At 73.3% G+C, this 17,248-nt stretch carries 13 protein-coding genes; 4 read left to right on the forward strand and 9 right to left on the reverse strand.

Annotated features, from left to right (window positions below; all coding sequences use genetic code 11):
- The first annotated feature begins 265 nt into the window (after positions 1 to 265).
- Both ACFC1T_RS07070 and ACFC1T_RS07075 read left to right on the forward strand, forming a co-directional pair.
- Entirely contained in the window at positions 266 to 1,024 is a 759-nt protein-coding gene (locus tag ACFC1T_RS07070) for a transglycosylase SLT domain-containing protein (RefSeq protein WP_375884609.1), read from the forward strand.
- 534 nt (positions 1,025 to 1,558) lie between these two features.
- Positions 1,559 to 3,061, forward strand: a complete 1,503-nt coding sequence (locus tag ACFC1T_RS07075) for an AI-2E family transporter (protein WP_375884611.1) — start codon at positions 1,559 to 1,561, stop codon at positions 3,059 to 3,061.
- Here ACFC1T_RS07075 and ACFC1T_RS07080 read toward each other — a convergent pair.
- The 5 genes from ACFC1T_RS07080 to ACFC1T_RS07100 all read right to left on the reverse strand — a co-directional run bounded on the left by ACFC1T_RS07080 (position 3,043) and on the right by ACFC1T_RS07100 (position 6,619).
- On the reverse strand, positions 3,043 to 3,402 hold the full coding sequence (locus ACFC1T_RS07080) for a hypothetical protein (protein WP_375884613.1): 360 nt from the start codon (positions 3,400 to 3,402) through the stop codon (positions 3,043 to 3,045). The genes ACFC1T_RS07075 and ACFC1T_RS07080 overlap by 19 nt on opposite strands.
- Complete coding sequence (locus ACFC1T_RS07085) at positions 3,395 to 5,002, reverse strand: alpha/beta hydrolase (RefSeq protein WP_375884615.1); 1,608 nt, start codon at positions 5,000 to 5,002, stop codon at positions 3,395 to 3,397. The genes ACFC1T_RS07080 and ACFC1T_RS07085 overlap by 8 nt, the downstream gene beginning before the upstream one ends.
- 10 nt (positions 5,003 to 5,012) lie before the next feature.
- A complete protein-coding gene (locus tag ACFC1T_RS07090; RefSeq protein WP_375884617.1) occupies positions 5,013 to 5,393 on the reverse strand; it encodes a WXG100 family type VII secretion target in 381 nt (126 codons plus the stop codon).
- A 128-nt stretch (positions 5,394 to 5,521) separates the two neighbouring features.
- A complete protein-coding gene (locus ACFC1T_RS07095; RefSeq protein WP_375884619.1) occupies positions 5,522 to 6,064 on the reverse strand; it encodes an alkyl hydroperoxide reductase in 543 nt (180 codons plus the stop codon).
- A 3-nt stretch (positions 6,065 to 6,067) separates the two neighbouring features.
- A complete protein-coding gene (locus ACFC1T_RS07100; protein ID WP_375884621.1) occupies positions 6,068 to 6,619 on the reverse strand; it encodes a peroxiredoxin in 552 nt (183 codons plus the stop codon).
- 192 nt (positions 6,620 to 6,811) lie between these two features.
- Here ACFC1T_RS07100 and ACFC1T_RS07105 point away from each other — a divergent pair, with 192 nt between their 5' ends.
- Positions 6,812 to 7,768: a LysR substrate-binding domain-containing protein gene (locus ACFC1T_RS07105; RefSeq protein WP_375884623.1), complete on the forward strand. Its 957-nt coding sequence runs from the start codon at positions 6,812 to 6,814 to the stop codon at positions 7,766 to 7,768.
- Between the two features lie 33 nt (positions 7,769 to 7,801).
- Here the strand turns inward: ACFC1T_RS07105 and ACFC1T_RS07110 are convergent, their stop codons facing one another.
- A complete protein-coding gene (locus ACFC1T_RS07110) occupies positions 7,802 to 8,425 on the reverse strand; it encodes a TetR/AcrR family transcriptional regulator (protein ID WP_375884626.1) in 624 nt (207 codons plus the stop codon).
- Positions 8,426 to 8,646: 221 nt separating this feature from the next.
- Between ACFC1T_RS07110 and ACFC1T_RS07115 the strand changes: the two genes are divergently transcribed.
- On the forward strand, positions 8,647 to 10,782 hold the full coding sequence (locus ACFC1T_RS07115) for an MMPL family transporter (protein ID WP_375884630.1): 2,136 nt from the start codon (positions 8,647 to 8,649) through the stop codon (positions 10,780 to 10,782).
- Positions 10,783 to 10,866: 84 nt separating this feature from the next.
- Here ACFC1T_RS07115 and ACFC1T_RS07120 read toward each other — a convergent pair whose 3' ends face one another.
- The 3 genes from ACFC1T_RS07120 to ACFC1T_RS07130 form a co-directional block, all read right to left on the reverse strand.
- Positions 10,867 to 12,744 carry a SpoIIE family protein phosphatase gene (locus tag ACFC1T_RS07120; RefSeq protein ID WP_375884632.1) on the reverse strand — a complete coding sequence of 626 codons (1,878 nt, stop codon included), beginning with the start codon at positions 12,742 to 12,744 and terminating at the stop codon, positions 10,867 to 10,869.
- Between the two features lie 68 nt (positions 12,745 to 12,812).
- Positions 12,813 to 13,511 carry a class I SAM-dependent methyltransferase gene (locus ACFC1T_RS07125; RefSeq protein ID WP_375884876.1) on the reverse strand — a complete coding sequence of 233 codons (699 nt, stop codon included), beginning with the start codon at positions 13,509 to 13,511 and terminating at the stop codon, positions 12,813 to 12,815.
- A gap of 567 nt (positions 13,512 to 14,078) precedes the next feature.
- The gene (locus ACFC1T_RS07130) at positions 14,079 to 17,042 is read right to left on the reverse strand and encodes a BTAD domain-containing putative transcriptional regulator (RefSeq protein WP_375884634.1); all 2,964 of its coding nucleotides are present in this window, start codon (positions 17,040 to 17,042) and stop codon (positions 14,079 to 14,081) included.
- Positions 17,043 to 17,248: the final 206 nt, after the last annotated feature.

Below are 17,248 nucleotides of genomic sequence, written 5' to 3' on the forward strand. Positions count from 1 at the left end.
GTGCCCGGTGCGGCATGGTGTGGGTTCTGTCAGGCCCCGCGTACGGCGCGGCAGGGCTTCCGCTCGTTGGAGGCTCGGCCCGGGAAGGTCCGCCAACTCCGGTCGGTGGACACACAATTGAAGACCGTTGAGCCGTACGCCGCCCGATTCCAACGCCCGGTCGCCTCATTCCGACCGGACGCCGGGCCAGTACCTCCCGTGACCAGAGCACCTGCGGAGGTCCGTGCCAAGGGGCATGTTGCGTCCGCACGGTCACGCGTGGGCGATGCTGGAAGGAATCCATGTGACTCGGATCTCGGTCCGGGGAGTTGCTGTGGCCTCTGCCACCGCGGTCACCGCTGTCGGTGCCGTCGTGGGTATGGCCTCGGGCAGCGAGGTCAAGGCTGCGCAGACGGTCGACGTCGCCGGCGCGACCCTGCTCGCCGAAGTCCCCTCTGGCTCTCAGGCACAGGCCGCAAGTGACAACATCGGCCAGCAGGCGACCGCCCAGCAGGCCTCCGCCGACGCCGCCGCCAAGGCTGCCGCCGAGCAGAAGGCCGCCGAGGAGGCCGCGCGCCAGAAGGCCGCCGCGGACGCCCAGGCGAAGGCCGACGCCCAGGCCAAGGCCGACGCGGACAAGGCCGCCAAGGCCGCCGCCGACCAGCGTGCCGCCGCCGACGCCGCCGCCAACCGCTCCAAGGCGCGGTCGGCGATGTCCGCGGTGGACAACAGCGCGCCCCCCGTCTCGGTCAGCCCCGGTTCCGTCCAGGACACGGCCCGGCAGATCGTCGGCAACGACGCCCAGTTCCAGTGCTTCAGCCAGATCGTGAAGCGCGAGAGCGGCTGGGACTACACCGCGACCAACAGCAGCTCCGGCGCCTACGGTCTGGTCCAGGCGCTGCCCGGCTCCAAGATGGCCTCGGCCGGTGCCGACTGGCGCACCAACCCGGCCACCCAGATCAAGTGGGGCCTCAGCTACATGAACAGCCGCTACGGCAGCCCCTGCGGTGCCTGGTCGTTCTGGCAGGCCCACAACTGGTACTAGGAGGACCGCCGCCCCGGGCGGCGCCACTCCCCGCGGCCCCCGGCCGCTCGTCGTGTTCGACGAGCAGCCGGGGGCCGCGGCGTTCCCGGGCACGCCGTGCGCGGCGGCCGGGAAAGGGCGGGCCGCGCCGCCCGGGCTGCGCTGACCAAGGCGCCCACGGGCGGTGCGGTCCTGGTGCGGACGCGGGGCGCGGGGAGGGGTCCTGGTAGCTCCCCGCACCGGCCGGTCCGCCGGCGGTTGGCTCGATGGAAGCGATCCGGGCGACCGGCTCCACGACACCGGTCGGCCTGATGGGTCGGCCTGATGGGACGACTCGGCGTCCCGTTCGAAGTCCTCCCCCGTCGCGCCTGGGCGAAACCACCTGAAACCTGGCGTTTTGTCCTGGTTCGTGAAGTGAAGTGGTCGAAGCCGAACCCCACGGCGGGCGGACTCGCCCCGCCCCCGCCGGGTAGCGTCATCCCTGACGGCCGTGGTGCGACCCACGGCGTTACCGCCGGGCTCGGCGGGTCCGGCAGGGAAGCGGTGGTAGCGAGGATGGCGCGGGGCGGAAAGGCCTTCAAGGCCGTGGCCAAGGGCATGGCCGTGGTGGCGAGCGCGGCCGCCGTGATCGAACGGCGTCGGCGCGCCGCGATGGCGGCCGACCCGCACGAACTCCCCGTACCGGCCCTCGCCGAGGCGCCCGGCCCCGTCCCGGTGCCGCGCACCGACCCCGCGCCGACGGCCGCGCCGCTCGCCGCCCGGGTGGCGCCCGAGGCCGACGCCGGGGCCGTCGCGGAGGCTGCCGCCGAGGCCCCCGCTCCCGCGACCACGCCCGCGGCGGCCGCGCCCGCCGCGCCGACCGCACCCCCCGCGCACACCGGACTCGGCCGCGAGTACCACCCCGGCCGGCCCGCCACCCCCGCCGAGGCGGTGCCGTGGGGACTGCGGGTCGCCGCCGAGTCGACCTGGCGGCTGCTGCTGCTCGGCGCCGCGCTCTACGTCCTCTTCTACGTCGTCGACATGCTGCGGCTGGTCGCCTTCTCGGTGCTGGCCTCGCTGCTGATCACCGCGCTGCTGGAGCCCTCGGTCTCCTGGCTGCGCCGGCGCGGGGTGCCGCGCTCGCTCGCGGCCGGCGGGGTCTTCCTCAGCGGTCTGGCCGGGATCGGGCTGGTTGGCTGGTTCGTGGTCTGGCAGGTGTCCACCAACCTGCCCGACGTCACCAACCAGGTGAAGACCGGCGTCAACCAGCTCCGGGACTGGATGATCACCGGCCCGCTGCACCTGACCCAGCAGCAGATCACCGACTTCGCCAACCAGATCACCAAGGCCATCACCACCAACACCGACCAGCTCACCTCGGCCTCGATCACCGGTGCGCAGATCGCCGTCGAGATCCTGACCGCGCTGCTGATGACCTTCTTCACCACCTTCTTCTTCCTCTACGACGGCTCCAGGATCTGGAACTGGGCGCTGCGCGGTCTGCCCCGGCAGTCCCGCTTCGCGATGGCCGGAGCCGGGCCCAAGGCCTGGACCACGCTCACCGCGTACGTGCGCGGCACCGTCTGCGTGGCCTTCATCGACGCGCTCTGCATCGGCATCGGCGTCGACCTGCTGGGCGTGCCGCTGGCCATGCCGCTGGCCGTGATCATCTTCCTGGGCGCCTTCGTCCCGCTGGTCGGCGCCCTCGTCACCGGCACCGTCGCCGTCCTGATCGCCCTGGTCACCCAGGGGCCGTGGACGGCGCTGATGGTGCTGGTCGTCCTGATCGCGGTGATGCAGGTGGAGAGCCACATCCTCCAGCCGCTCATCCTCGGCCGCGCCGTCCGGGTCCACCCGCTCGGCGTGGTCCTCGGCGTCGCGGCCGGCGGCATCATCGGCGGCATCGGCGGCGCGGTCGTGGCCGTCCCGCTGATCGCCGTCACCAACACCGTGGTCGGCCACCTGCGCCGCCGCAACGAGGCCGGCCAGGCCGTCTTCACCGCCCTCGAAGCCGCCCGCGAAGCCGCCGAACGCACGGCCGCCACCCGGCCGGCGGCGACTCAGCCGGCCGCCGACTGACCGAGGGCGGACAGGACGGCGGTGCCGACCGCCACGAGCGTCAGCCCCACCACCGCGCCGGTCGCGATCCCGGCCTCCCGCGCGGCCCAGTGCCACCGGCCCGGCGCACCGCGCCGCAGCGTCCTGCGGGTCAGCACGGCCCCGAGCACCGGACCGCTCCAGGGCAGCCCCACCACCCACAGCAGTCCGTAGTACCCGTGCCAGGGCGGGTCCTCGGCGGCGAACGCCGTCCAGACCACCGCGACGAGGCAGACCACTGCCCAGAGGACGGTGACCAGGACCGTCCAGCAGCCCCCGCCGGACCGCGGCTCCCGCGGGGCGCCGGGGCGGGGGTCAGTCATGACGTCCGGCCGCCGGGGTGATCCGGCTGCCGTGGCCGCTGACGATCCGACCGATGTTGTCGACCGAGGTGCGGTCGTCGCCGGGGCCGTCGTCCCAGTAGGACGAGTGCGCGGTGAAGTCGGGGGACCCGCCGTCCACGGCGAAGCGGTGGGCGCCGAAGTCGACGCTCGCCGGATCCCTGGTGAACCAGCCCAGGTGCGAGATGTGGTCCCAGGAGGCGGCGCCGACGTAGGTGTGGTCGGCCCCGACGGAGAACTCGGAGGCGTGGAAGGCGTCGGTGCCGGGGCTGCCGACCAGGATGACGTCGTCGGCCGCGATCCCGGCCGGTTTCCGCGCGGCGAGGCCGACCAGCAGCGAACCGAAGCTGTGGCCCTCGGCCGTGACGTGGGCCGGAGCGCCCTGGTGGGTGACGCGCTGCCCCTCGAGGAACCTGCGGTAGGCGTCGACGCCGCCCTGCGCGCGGCTCAGGTCGCCGGCCTCCGGGAAGCTGAGCGGCGCGTCGTACCCCAGCCAGGCGATGGACGCGGTGCTGCGGGTCGGGTCGGCGCGCTGGGCCGCGTCGTACACGGCCTTCGCCCGGTCCGCGTCGCCGCCGCCGATGCGTTGCAGCGTGGTGTCCAGACCGCCGACCAGGGAGGTGACGTCCTGGGCGGTGTCAGGGTTCCCGAAGGAGATGATGCCGCGCCCCTGCCCCTCCCCGCTGATGCCGAGCAGGAAGACCGGCGGTTCCGTTCCGTCGGTCCGGCGCAGCCGCTCGGCGATCCTGCGGTACCCGGCCAGCCTCAGGTCGTCGTTCGGATCGGACGACCGGCCACCCCGCTCGTACTCGGCGATCAGTCTCGGCAGCAGGATCCGGTTGGCCTGGTTCCTGGCGACCGCGGGGACGCCGTCGCGGTTGCCGACCAGGTCCGGGTGTTCGTGGACGAGCCACTGCTGCTTGTCGGGGGGCAGCGCATTCCACCAGGCATTGACCTCGGTGGGCGGTGCGTCGTCCTTGGGGACGCTGCCGAGCAGCAGGCCGTCCGGGGCGAGGGTGGGGTCGAGCCGGTCGCTGAGGGCGGCGCCCGAGTCGAGGCCCGTGCCGTCCTGGGCGCGCTCGACGTAGTGCTGGAGCCGGGTGGCGATGGCCTGATCGACGGCTTCGGCCTCGGTCAGGGCAGTCGAGATGCGGGCGGCGAGTGCTGTGGCGACGCGCTCGCAGCTCCTCCGGTAGTCGGGGTCGTGCTGGTCGGCGTAGCTGCCGGGCGGCCAGGAGACCGTGCCACGGGCGTCGACGGACAGTCCGGCCGTCTGTGCGTCGGTCAGTGCCGTGCGGAGCGCGGACTGGGCGAGGGCCAGTGCGTCGGCGCCGGCGCGGATGCTCCTGCCGATCTGCCCGATCTCGCTGTGGGCGGCTTTCAGCTCGCCGGTGCTGCGGCGCAGCGCCGGTCGGGCCGCGTCGGCGCAGGGACCGGCCCAGTCGGCGGCCGCGATGCGGCCGTCGACGCCGTCGCGCCACTTGTCCACGTGCTGCCCGAAGGCGCCGTACAGCTTGTCGTAGGCATCGGCCGCCGCGTACAGGTGACTCAGGTCGGTGTCGCGCAGTGTGGCGAGGTCCATGCGGTCGCCCCTAACCGAAGTGCAGGACGAAGTTGTGCTTCTGCCGTGCGGTCGGGCCCACCGGGACGGTACGGGTGTCCGGGCCGAAGGCCGTGCTGATCTGCTGGTCGGTGCTGCCGTAGCCGAGGCCCGCGTCGATCAGACCTCGGCCCTGCCGGCCCATCGTGGCGTGCAGGTCGGTCAGCAGGGTGTTCCAGGCGTTGGCGCAGGTGCCGAGTGCGGTGCCGCACCGGAGGCCGGCCAGTCCGGAGGCGGACTGGTTCGAGGCCTCGAGCAGGGCCTTGAGCTCGCCGGGGATCTGCTCGGCCGTTTCGACGGCGGTGCCACCGGTCTGCTGGAGTTCGTCCGGGTTGGCGCGGAAGCCCCCGCCGTTCTCCGGATGGTCGGACATCGCGGCTCCCCCTCGACCGAATGTCGTACACGGATCGCCTTGCACTGTAGCCGAGTTGGGCCCGCCGGGCGCCGGAAACGCCGAGGGGCCCCTCCGTGCGGAGGGGCCCCTCGGGTGGTGCGGGTGGGTCAGGCGTTGACGGCGGCGAGGGCGGCCTCGGAGTCGAGGACGCCGGCCACGGCCTGGAGGACGGCGGCGATCTTCATCGAGGCCTGGATGACCTCACGGTCGACGCCGGCCTTGCGCAGCACGGCCTCGTGCGAGTCGAGGCACTGGCCGCAGCCGTTGATGGCGGAGACGGCGAAGCACCAGAGTTCGAAGTCGATCTTCTCGACGCCCGGGGTGCCGATGATGTTCATCCGCAGACCGGCCCGCATCGTGCTGTACTCCTTGTCGGAGAGCAGGTGCAGCGTCCGGTAGTAGACGTTGTTCATCCCCATGATCGCGGCCGCGCCCTTGGCGGCGGTGTACGCCTCCGGGGAGAGGTTGGCCTTGGCCTCGGGCTCCAGCTCGCGCAGCACGGCGGGGCTGCGGGTGGCCATCGCGCAGGACAGCACGGTGCCCCAGAGCTGCTGGGCGGGGAGGTCGGAGTTGCCGATGACCGAGCCCAGGTTGAGCTTGAGGTCCTTGGCGTAGTCCGGAAGGGCGGCCTTCAGGTCGTCGAGGGCCATGGGTCAGCCCGCCAGGAGGGCCTGGGCGTCGAGGGTGTCCTCGCCCTTGGTCCAGTTGCACGGGCACAGCTCGTCGGTCTGCAGGGCGTCCAGCACCCGCAGGACCTCCTTGGGGTTACGGCCGACGGAGCCGGCGGTGACCATGACGAACTGGATCTCGTTGTTCGGGTCGACGATGAACACGGCGCGCTGGGCGGTGCCGTCCTCGCCCTCGACGCCGCAGGCGCGCATCAGCTCGTGCTTGATGTCGGCCAGCATCGGGAAGGGCAGGTCGCGCAGGTCCTTGTGGTCCTTGCGCCAGGCGTGGTGCACGAACTCGGAGTCGCCGGAGACGCCGAGGATCTGGGCGTCACGGTCGGCGAACTCGTCGTTCAGCTTGCCGAACGCGGCGATCTCGGTCGGGCAGACGAAGGTGAAGTCCATCGGCCAGAAGAAGACGATCTTCCACTTGCCCTCGTAGGTCTTGTGGTCGATGTCGGCGAAGGCGCTCGCGGCATCCAGGTCGACACAGGCCTTGAGGTCGAACTCGGGGAACTTGTCGCCGATCGTGAGCACGTTCGCTTCTCCTGGGATGAGACTGCGGGGAGTTTTGTCCGGATTCCGGACAGGACCCACGATTCCACATCGTGGACTGATCAGAGAAATAGCTACACTTGATGTGTCTGATCGGAGATTGTTATCAGTACTGAACCACCCCCCTCCCGGCCCGCCCGCCGCAGGGCCGCCGCCGCCAAACCCGAGGCGGCTGTGGGGAGCGCCACAGTCCGCAGCCCGCGCACGCCGACGGTCGCCCAGCTCAAGGCCTTCGTCGCGGTGGCGGAGCACCGGCACTTCCGGGAGGCCGCCGCCGCCACCGGGACCAGCCAGCCGGCCCTGTCCGGGGCGGTCGCGGCGCTGGAGGAGTCGCTGGGCGCGCAGCTGGTCGAGCGTACGACGCGCAAGGTGATCGTCACTCCCCTGGGGGAGCGTGTGCACGGGCACGCGCGCCGGGTGCTCGCCTCCTTGCAGGCCCTCACCGAGGAGGTCGACGCCGCCCGCCGTCCGTTCACCGGACCGCTGCACCTCGGGGTGATCCCGACCGTCGCCCCGTACCTGCTGCCCACCGTGCTGCGGCTGGTCCGCGACCGCTTCCCGGAGCTGGAACTGCACGTCCACGAGGAGCGCACCCCCTCGCTGCTGGAGGGCCTGGCCGCCGGGCGGCTGGACGTCCTGCTGCTCGCGCTCCCGGCCGGCGGCTCCTCGCCGACCCGGGAGATCCCGCTGTTCGACGAGGACTTCGTCCTGGTCACCCCGCCCGGGCATCCGCTCGCCGGGCGGGTCGACGTGCCGCGCGACGTGCTGCTCGACCTGGACGTGCTGCTGCTGGAGGAGGGCCACTGCCTGCGCGACCAGGCCCTCGACATCTGCCGTGAGGTCGGTGCCGACCCGGCCGGCTCCACCACCCGCGCGGCCGGCCTGTCCACCCTGGTCCAACTCGTCGCCGGGGGGCTCGGGGTGACGCTGCTGCCGGCCACCGCGCTGGACGTCGAGGCCGGTCGCACCGACCGGCTGGCCGCCGTACGGTTCGCCGCCCCGGCGCCCGGCCGCCGGATCGGACTGGCCACCCGGCCGGGGTCGGCCCGCAGCGCCGAGTACGAGCGCTTCGGCGCGGCGCTGCGCGAGGTGCTGGCCGAGCTGCCGGTCCGGATCGTCGACGCGCCCTGAGGCGTCAGTGCGCCGCCGGTGCGCCCTGAGGCGTCAGCGCACCGCCGGTGCGCCGAGGCAGAGGCCGACCGTGGTCGTCACCAGCAGGTCCAGCGCCTCCAGGGTCTCCGGGGCGGGCGGCTCGCCGGGCAGGCTCCGGATCAGGTGGCGGGCCGTCAGGCCGTCGAAGCCGGTGAGGAAGTGGGCGGCGATCCGGTCGGCGGGCAGCGCCAGGGTCAGCCCGTGGGCGGCGGCGAGGGCGGCGAGCATCTCGGTGGCGGTGCACTCCATGGCGTGCTGGAGACCGAGCATGATCTCCCGGACGTCCGGGTCGCGCATCGCCAGCGTCTCGAACTCGCTGAGCAGGACGCAGCGCCCGTCCTCGCCGGTGGCGGCCTCCCAGAGGGCGTGGACCAGGGTGCGGACCTGGTCGCCGAACGGTCCGTCACCGGGTGAGGCGGCGCGCACCTGGTCGATGAACTGGGCGGCGACCTCCTCGACGACGGCCCGGTAGAGGTCCTTCTTGGTGCCGAAGGTGTAGTGCACCGTCGCCTGTGCCACGCCCAGCTCCGCCGCGATCGCGCGGGTGCTGCCGGCGGAGACCCCTTCCCGGGTCATCAGGTCGATCGCGGCCCGGACCAGCTGCGGTCGGCGTTCGGAGGCGGGGACATGAGCCATCCAGCCAGGGTAGCGCCATGGGCGGGCAACTGTGTCGGACAACCGTGTCGGTCGATTGGGTCGGTCAACTTTGTCACCCGACAAACTTGGGTCTACCGTGGGAAGGGTCGCCCGGGCACCCGCCGGGCGCCCGTCCGTCCGCCGACCGCACCGCGAGGGGTCAGACCTTGGCCACGTACCTGTACCGACTGGGCCGTTACTGCTTCCGGAGAAGGCGCGCCGTGCTGGCCGTCTGGGTCGCGCTGCTGATCGCCGTGGGCGGGGCCGCGGGCGCCCTCGCGGGCAGCACCAGCGACGAGTTCAAGGTCCCCGGCACCGAGGCCCAGGCCACCCTGGACCGGATCAAGGACACCTTCCCCGAGCAGGGCCACGGCTCCGCCCAGGTGGTCTTCGCCGCCCCGGCGCCCGGCGGCATGGCCTCGCCCGAGGCGGGCAGGGCGGTCGGCGAGGCCGTCACCCGGATCGCCCACGTCCCCGGCGTGGCCGCGGTGCCCGACCCGTACGCCACCGGCGCGGTCTCCCCGGACGGCAGGGTCGCGATCGCGCTGGTCTCCTTCGACCACAAGCTCGCCGAGGTCACCGACCAGCAGCGGGACGCCGTCCGGGCCGCCGCCGAGCCCGCCCGCGCGGCCGGGCTGGAGGTGGCCTTCGGCGGCGACGCGTACAACAGGTTCGCCCAGATCGAGGGCGGCTCCGAGGCGGTCGGCCTGGTGGTGGCCGGGCTGGTGCTGGTGATCACCCTCGGCACCCTGGTCGCGGCCGGGCTGCCGCTGCTGACCGCGCTGGTCGGCGTCGCCGTCGCGATGGCCGGGCTGCTGGCGCTGACCGGCTCGTTCGAGATCATCACCACCGCGCCGGTGCTGGCCCTGATGGTCGGCCTCGCGGTCGGCATCGACTACGCCCTCTTCATCCTGTTCCGCCACCGCCGCCACCTGGCCGAGGGCCTGGAGCCCGAGGAGTCCGCGGCCCGGGCCACCGCGACCGCCGGCAGCGCCGTCGTCTTCGCCGGGCTGACCGTGGTCGTGGCGCTCGCCGGACTGGCCGTGGCCGGCGTCCCGTTCCTGACGGTGATGGGCCTGGCCGCCTCCGGCGCCGTCGTGGTGGCCGTCCTGGTCGCGATCACCCTGCTGCCCGCGGTGCTCGGCTTCACCGGCCGCGCGATCGACCGGCTGCCGGTCTGGAAGCGGGCGCTCACCACCCACGGCACGGTCACCCTCGGCGAGCGCTGGGCCCGCTTCGTGGTCCGCCGCCCGCTGCCCGTGCTGCTGGTCGGCCTGGCCGGACTGGGCGCCATGGCGGTGCCCGCCGCGAGCCTGGACCTCGGCCTGCCGGGCGGCGGCTCACAGGCCGTCGGAACGGACGCCCGCAAGGCGTACGACCTGGTCGGCGACGGCTTCGGCCCGGGCTTCAACGCGCCGCTGGTGGTGGTCGTCGATGCCCACGGCGCACCGCGCCCCGAGCAGGCCGTCCAGGAGGTGGCGGGCCGGCTCCAGGGCTTGAAGGGCGTGCAGACCCTGCTGCCCCCGAAGGTCGATACGGGCAGCGGCACCGCCCTGGTGCCGGTGATCCCGAGGACCGGCCCGGACCACCAGGACACCCGGGCACTGGTCAACGAGATCCGCGACCAGCGCGACGGCATCCGGGCCGCGACCGGCGCGAGCATCGCCGTCACCGGCACCACCGCCGCCAACATCGACGTCTCCACCAAGCTCGGCCAGGCCCTGCCGCCGTTCGTCGCGGTGATCGTCGGCATCGCCCTGGTGCTGCTGGCGCTGGCCTTCCGCTCGGTGCTGGTGCCGCTCAAGGCGGTGCTGGGCTTCCTGCTCAGCATCCTGGCCTCGCTCGGCGCGGTGGTCGCGGTCTACCAGTGGGGCTGGCTGGACGGCCTGATCGACGTGCCCAAGGTCGGCCCGGTGGTCAGCTTCGTGCCGATCCTGCTGATCGGCGTGCTGTTCGGGCTGGCGATGGACTACGAGCTGTTCCTGGTCTCCGGGATGAAGGAGCAGTACGTCCACGGCAAGGCGCCGCGCGAGGCGGTCGTCGGCGGCGTGAAGGGCGGCGCCCGGGTGGTGACGGCGGCCGCGCTGATCATGGTCTCGGTGTTCGGGGCCTTCGTGTTCGGGCACGACCCGATCGTCCAGCCGATCGGCTTCGCCCTCGCGGTGGGCGTGCTGGTGGACGCCTTCGTGGTGCGGATGGCCCTGGTGCCGGCGGCGATGGCGCTGTTCGGCAAGGCGGCCTGGTGGTTCCCGAAGCGACTGGAGAAGGTCGTGCCGAAGGTCGACATGGAGGGCGAGCAGCTGATCGCCCGGCTGGAGCGGGAGCGCCGGTCGGCGAAGGAGCCCGCGGGGGTCTGACGGCCCGGCGGTGCCCGGCGGGATCCGACGTCCCGCCGGGCACCGTCACGTCCCGCCGGTCATCGTCACGTCGCGGCGGCACCGTCACGTCGCGGCGGGCAGCCGCTGCTCGAACCAGACCACCTTGCCGGTGCCCAGCCGGGTGGCGCCCCAGCGGTCCGCGCACCGGGCCACTATCTGGAGCCCGCGCCCGCGTTCGTCCTCCGGACCGGTACGGCGCGGCCGCGGCAGCAGCGGGCTGTCGTCGCCGACCTCGCAGCGCAGCCGGGTGGTGCGCACCAGGCTCAGGGTGACCGGGCGGGTCGCGTGCTGGACGGCGTTGGTCACCAGCTCGCTGACCATCAGCTCGGTCGCCTCGCTCAGTTCGTCCAGCCCCCAGCGGCGCAGCGTGTGCGCGGCCAGCCGGCGGGCCCGGCCCGGCGTCTCGTTGCGCGGCTGCAGGTACCAGTGGGCGACGTCCCCGGCCGGGATGCCGTCGAAGCAGGCGCCCAGCAGGGCGATGTCGTCGCCGCGGTCCCCGGGCGGCAGGATCCGCAGCGCCTCCTGGCACAGCTGCTCGGGGGACTGCCAGCGGGCGGCCGCGATCCGCGCGCGGAGCACCTCCAGGCCGTCGCTGAGCGGGCGGGTGCGGGTCTCCACCAGGCCGTCGGTGAACAGCAGCAGCGCCGATCCGGGCGGCGCGGGCAGCTCGACCGAGTTGAAGTCCACCCCGCCGACCCCGATCGGCGCCCCGGAGTCCAGCTCCACCAACTCGGCCGTGCCGTCCGGGCGGACCAGTACCGGCGGGACGTGCCCGGCGTTGGCCAGCACGACCCGGTTGGCGATCGGGTCGTACACCGCGTACACGCAGGTGGCCAGGTGCTGTTCGCGGCCGAGCCGCTGGGCCTGTTCGTCCAGGTGGTAGAGCACCTCGTGCGGCGGCAGGTCGAGGGCGGCCAAGGTCTGGGCGCTGGTGCGGAGTTGGCCCATGATGGCGGCCGAGGTGAGCGAGTGGCCCATCACGTCGCCGACGATCAGGGCGACCCGGTTGCCGGGCAGCGGCACCGCGTCGTACCAGTCGCCGCCGACCTGGGCGCCGCGCTCGCCGGGCAGGTAGCGCTGGGCGAGCCGGACGCCGTGAGACTGCGGCAGCCGCAACGGCAGCATGCTGCGCTGGAGTTCGTTGGCTATCTCCCACTCGCGGGCGTACCGCAGCGCGGTGTCCACCGCCAGCCCCGCCTGGGTCGCCAGGTGCGCGGCGGTCGCGGTGTCCGCCGCGTCGAAGGCCGGCCGGCCGGTGCGTTCAGGGGGCCGGCGGATCAGCACCAGCAGACCGAGGACGGCCTTGCGGCCGCGCAGCGGAAGGGCCACCACCGAGGTGCCGGCCGCCAGCCGGGCCAGCCCGCGGGGGCCGTACACCTCGCGCAGCAGCGCCTCGGTGCGCTCGGCGGCGGGCGTGCCCAGGACGGCCGACTCGGCGGGGCGGCGGCTCAGCAGGATGTGCGCCAGCGCGCCGCCCCGGGTGACCGGGGTGGCCGGGCCGGTGTCCGCGGTCGAGCGGGAGCCGAAGCGCGAGCGGTGCCGGTCGTCCGCGCCGCTCTTGCGGCCGCGGCGGCCGATCCGGGTGCCGGTGCTGTGGTGGATCCGCAGCTCCTCGGGGAAGCCGGGCTCGCGCTCCACGTTGGGCAGCGGGTCGCGCAGGTGGACGACGGCGGCGTCGGCGAGGGTCGGGACCAGCACCCGGCCGATGTTGCGCAGGGTCGCGGCCAGGTCGAGGGCGCTGTTGATCCGCCGGGTCGCCGCGTCGAGGTAGGCGAGGCGGTCCGCCAGCCCGTCCGCCGCCCCGGTGCGGTCCGGCCGCGCCGTCGGAGGCTTCGCCGGGGCCACGGCCCTGACCGGTTCGTCCGGCCGGGCCGGGATCCGGACGCGCTGACCCGGGACGGCGGGCGGCTGCTCCGCCTCGGTCTTGAGCTGGTCGCGCACGGCTGCCTGTCCTGGATTCGGTGTGGTCGGGAGGTCTGGACGGTGAGCTGTTCTGGTCCTCTGGTCGGTCAGCCGACGCGTCGACAGCACAGGAACAGCTGTTCCTCCGGCGGCAGCGTGGTACTGGCCGGCGCGTACGGATGCCCCGAGCACTCCTCGACGGCGAAACCGGCCGCGACCAGAACCCGCTCCAGATCCTCCCTCAGATACCCACTGATCCGCAGCTCTCTGCCAAGGAACGGAAGCGGAACGTGATCCAGGTCCGCCTCGACCATACCGAGCACCAGCAGTCCGCCCGGCCGCAGGAGTTCGCGCAGCCGGCCGAGCACGGTCGGGATCTCGTCCTGCGGCAGCAGGATCAGTGAGAAGAACGCGGTGACGGCGGCGAAGGTGCCGCGGCCCGCCGACCCCAGCGCGGGCACGCCCCACACCCGGTCGGCGCGCTCGGTGGCCAGATCGTACAGGTCGATGCGGTGGAACTCGGCCGGGTGCGCTCCCTCGATCCGAGCCCGGCGGGCCAGCGTCAGCATCACGTCCGAGAGGTCTATCCCGGTCACCCGCAGCCCGCCGGCGGTCAGCTGGCCCACGGTCGGCTCGCCGGTGCCGCAGCCCACGTCCAGCACCCGGGCGCCGGGTTCCAGCTCCGCGAGCAGCCGCCGCCCGCACTCCAGCTGGCCGTCCTTGGCGGGGAAGGCCTCGCCGTACCCGGCACCGATGGTGTCGAAGGCGACCGCCTGCAGGGCCCGGGCCGCCCGGCGTCGCCGCACGTCGGGGCCGTCCGGGCCGCCCGGCCCGTCGTCGCCGGCGTCCTCGCCGACCGGGAACGCGTCGGATATCTGTCCGGTCGTCACGTTGAGAGGCACCCTTCCACCCGTGGCCTCCGGTCGGCTCCTCCGCAGCCTCCTGGGCCGCTGCCGGTGGCGGTACGTCACGCTCCCCGCATCACACAGACGGCCTGCACCCCGACACGTTGCCGGCAGACACTCGTGTGCGTACTGGCATCTGAGAATATGCGTGATCACTGCGCCATGGGGTCCCTTTCCGGCCAACTCGTCATGCTTGGGCCGATGTGGGACGGGTCCGCGGAAGCACGGGGGTGCGGGCCAGGTGGTGCGACCGGCCCCGCACGCCGCACAGCGCGCCGGGGCGGACGCCGCTGACCTGCGGTTTCACCGATCCGCAGGCTGACAATCGGACGTTTATCGAACGTCAATCGGCGAGGTGCACAGTAGGGACCAGCGCCGGGGAAGCGTTGAGGGCGCTCCCGCAGCCGGGGGGCTGCGGGAGCGCCGACGCGCGGATCGGGGGAGGTGCTCCGCGGGGGAGCGGAGGCCTCACGGCGCGGGGGGAGAAGAGAAGGGCTCGGTGTGCTGTCGGGAGATGAGGTCCGCCACGGGGGAGGCCTCCGGCACACCGAGCCGCGTGAAGATCGCGTGCGCCTCCTGCAGACAGGCGAGCCCGCGGGCCGGCTGGGCGAGGGCGAGCAGGGCCTCGCCGAGCGCGGCGTTGGCCAGGCCCTGGCAGTAGGCGGAACCCATGTCCTGCCCGATGGCGAGCGACTGACCCGCCGCGTCGGCGGCCTCGGCGTGCTCCTCGGCGACGAGCAGGGCGGAGGCCAGTCGGGCCAGCGTGTAGCCCTCCCAGAGCGGGTTGCGCTGGGACTGGTAGAGCTGGTGGGCCTCCCGTAGGTGCGGGACGGCCTCGCTGCCCGGGAGCACCACACCGAGCTGGTACAGCGTCTGGGCGAGCAGCGGGCCGTTGTCCGAGGTCCGTGCGGCGGCGACGCCCTCACCGGCGGACTGGACCGCGGTCTCGGTCATGCCCAGCCGGTGCTGGACCCGGGCGATGTTGCTGACGATGCGCGCCGCGCCGATGGAGGTGCCGACCGTCCGGTTGGCGGCGCGGGCCTGCTCCAGGAACGGCAGGGCCTCGGCCGGGCGGTTGCCCACGCTCAGGATCACGCCCAGCATGTTGGCCGCGGCCAGCTGCAGGACGGTCGGGTCGTCCGGTGCCTGGTGGTCGAGGCTGCGGCGCAGCGAGTGCTCGGCGTCCTGGAAGTCGCTGGTCGCGGACTGCAGGGTGCCGAGAGCGAAGTGGACCCGGGCGAGCGCGGCGCGGTCGCCGCGCTGCTCCGCCGCGCGGCCGACGTTCTCCAGGATCGGTCGTACCTGGGGGCCGTGGGTCGGGTCCGGGCCGAGGCCGTACAGCAGGATCAGCAGGTCGAGCGCCGCGTGCTGCGAGGCGACCGGCCCGTTCGCCGCCGCGGCCATGGCGTTGAGGAGCAGCGCGCCCTCGGTCCGGACCCAGTCCTGGGCGGAAGCGCTGGTGGGCAGGGCGAGCCCGGGTGAGGCGGGGTCGGTCAGCAGGTCGGACAGCGGGTCGTCCGGTTCGATGGTCTGGGCGGCGTTGCGCAGGGTCGGGATCAGCAGCTCCAGGAGCCGGTGCACCGCCCGCTCCTGCTCCGCGGTGTCCCCGATCCGCTCGTTCTTGCGCTGGGCGTAGAGCCGGAGCAGGTCGTGGTAGCGGTAGCGGCCGGGGGCGAAGCACTCCAGCATGTTCGCCTCGACGAGGGCCTCGGCGAGGTCCTCGGCGGTGTACTCGTCCACGCCGAGCAGCGCCGCGGCGGCGGCGAGCGGGATGTCAGGCGAGTCGATCAGGGCGAGGAGCCGAAAGGCGCGGGCCTCGTCCACGGACAGCTGTCCGTAGCCGAGCCCGATGGTGGTCTCCACGGCGAGGTTGCCGAGCTGGAGTTCGTCGAGCCGCCGCCGCTGGTCGGCTAACCGAGTGGCCAGGTCGGAGACGCTCCACCGGGGGCGACTGGCCAGCCGGGCGGCGGCGATACGGACGGCCAGCGGGAGGAACCCGCAGGCGGTGACCACCTTCATGGCGGCCTCGGGCTCGGCGGCGACCCGCTGCTCGCCGACGATGGCCGAGAAGAGGGTCAGTGCTTCGGAAGGGGTCAGCTCCTCGACGTCGAACAGCTGGGCACCGTGGATGCCGGCCAGCCGGGACCGGCTGGTGGCGAGTACGGCGCAGCCGGACACCCCGGGGATGAGAGGCCGGATCTGTTCGGCGTCCCGGGCGTTGTCCAGCAGGATCAGCATGCGGCGGTTGGCGAGCAGCGAGCGGTAGAGGGCAGCCCGCTGTTCGAGCGCGTCGGGGTTCTCGGTGACACCGAGGGCGTGGAGGAAGTCGCCCAGGACGACGGCCGGATCGGCCGGTGAGGCGCCTGCGCCACGGAGGTCGACGTACAGCTGACCGTCCGGGAACTCGGCGCGCACGCGGTGGGCGACGTGCACCGCGAGAGTGGTCTTCCCGACCCCACCGATGCCGGCCAGTGAAGTCACCACCACGGCCTGCCCGGTGGCGTTCATCAGGACTGCCGAGAGGTCCCCCACCAGCTCTGAGCGTCCGCTGAAATCCGAGACGTCCGCCGGGAGTTGGGCCGGGGCCGGGGGAGTTGTCGGGCCTTCCTTGCGAACCACGGCGACCGGGGCAGCGGGGACGGCGAGCGTGGGGTCGGCCGCGAGGATGCGGTTGTGCATCGAGGAGAGGCCGACACCCGGTTCGACCCCGAGCTCCTCGATCAGCAGCTTGCGGGTGTCGGTGTAGACACCGAGAGCCTCCGCCTGCCGTCCGCAGCGGTAGAGCGCCAGCATCAGAAGCTCACGCAGGCGCTCGCGGAGCGGATGCTCGGCGGTCAGGTTGTTGAGCTCGCCGACGACCTCGGCGTGCAGGCCGATGTCGAGGGCGGCGGCGCACAGGTCCTCGGAGGCGGCGACCTGACGTTCGGACAGCCGCAGTCGCTGGGCGTCCGCGTACGGGCCCGGGACACCGGTGAGCGGGCGGCCGCTGAACAGGTCCAGGGCCTGGGCCAGCAGCCGGTGCGCCTCGGCCTTGTCGCCCGAGGAACGGGCGGTCGCGGCCTCGGCGGAGAGCCTCTCGAAGACCGACAGGTCGAGGGACTCGCCCGGGATCCGCAGGGCGTAGCCGTCGGCGACGGAGACGAGCAACTCGGCGGGGCGGCGCACCTCCCGGCGGGGCTCGATGACGGAGCGAAGCCGGGAGACGTAGGTGCGCAGCGCTGCCACGGCCTGGGTCGGGGGGCGGTCACCCCAGAGCGCGTCGACCAGGTCCTGGGTGGTGACCGGGCGTCCGGAGTGCAGCAGGAGGGTGGTCAGAACGGCTTGTTGTTGAGGGGATCCGAGAGAGAGGGGTTTCCCGTCGAGCCAGGCCTGGACCGGACCGAGGACTTGGAAGCGCAGCGCAGGTGCCTGCGGCGTCTCCCGAAACTCCATGAAGTCCCCCGATGGCCTGTCGTGTCGATTCTGTGAAAGGGCGCTCGGCGGTCCGCCGTGGTGGCTCAGCTTAGGCGGACGCCCGACTCTGCCGGGCGGCACGGCAAGCCGCACAGTGTTTATCGGACATTTAATCAACCCTACGATACTGTCCGCGCGCCCGCGCCACGGAGGTCGGGCTGAACACATTTGATGACCGAAAGGCG

The organism is Kitasatospora sp. NPDC056076 (assembly GCF_042266305.1).
Lineage (GTDB): Bacteria > Actinomycetota > Actinomycetes > Streptomycetales > Streptomycetaceae > Kitasatospora.

What these genes read in the sequence shown, in the direction of transcription:
- ACFC1T_RS07070 (WP_375884609.1), top strand. Translation starts at nt 266, where the DNA reads ATGCTGGAAGGAATCCATGTGACTCGGATCTCGGTCCGGGGAGTTGCT.
- ACFC1T_RS07075 (WP_375884611.1), top strand. Translation starts at nt 1,559, where the DNA reads ATGGCGCGGGGCGGAAAGGCCTTCAAGGCCGTGGCCAAGGGCATGGCC.
- ACFC1T_RS07080 (WP_375884613.1), bottom strand. Translation starts at nt 3,402, where the DNA reads ATGACTGACCCCCGCCCCGGCGCCCCGCGGGAGCCGCGGTCCGGCGGG.
- ACFC1T_RS07085 (WP_375884615.1), bottom strand. Translation starts at nt 5,002, where the DNA reads ATGGACCTCGCCACACTGCGCGACACCGACCTGAGTCACCTGTACGCG.
- ACFC1T_RS07090 (WP_375884617.1), bottom strand. Translation starts at nt 5,393, where the DNA reads ATGTCCGACCATCCGGAGAACGGCGGGGGCTTCCGCGCCAACCCGGAC.
- ACFC1T_RS07095 (WP_375884619.1), bottom strand. Translation starts at nt 6,064, where the DNA reads ATGGCCCTCGACGACCTGAAGGCCGCCCTTCCGGACTACGCCAAGGAC.
- ACFC1T_RS07110 (WP_375884626.1), bottom strand. Translation starts at nt 8,425, where the DNA reads ATGGCTCATGTCCCCGCCTCCGAACGCCGACCGCAGCTGGTCCGGGCC.
- ACFC1T_RS07130 (WP_375884634.1), bottom strand. Translation starts at nt 17,042, where the DNA reads ATGGAGTTTCGGGAGACGCCGCAGGCACCTGCGCTGCGCTTCCAAGTC.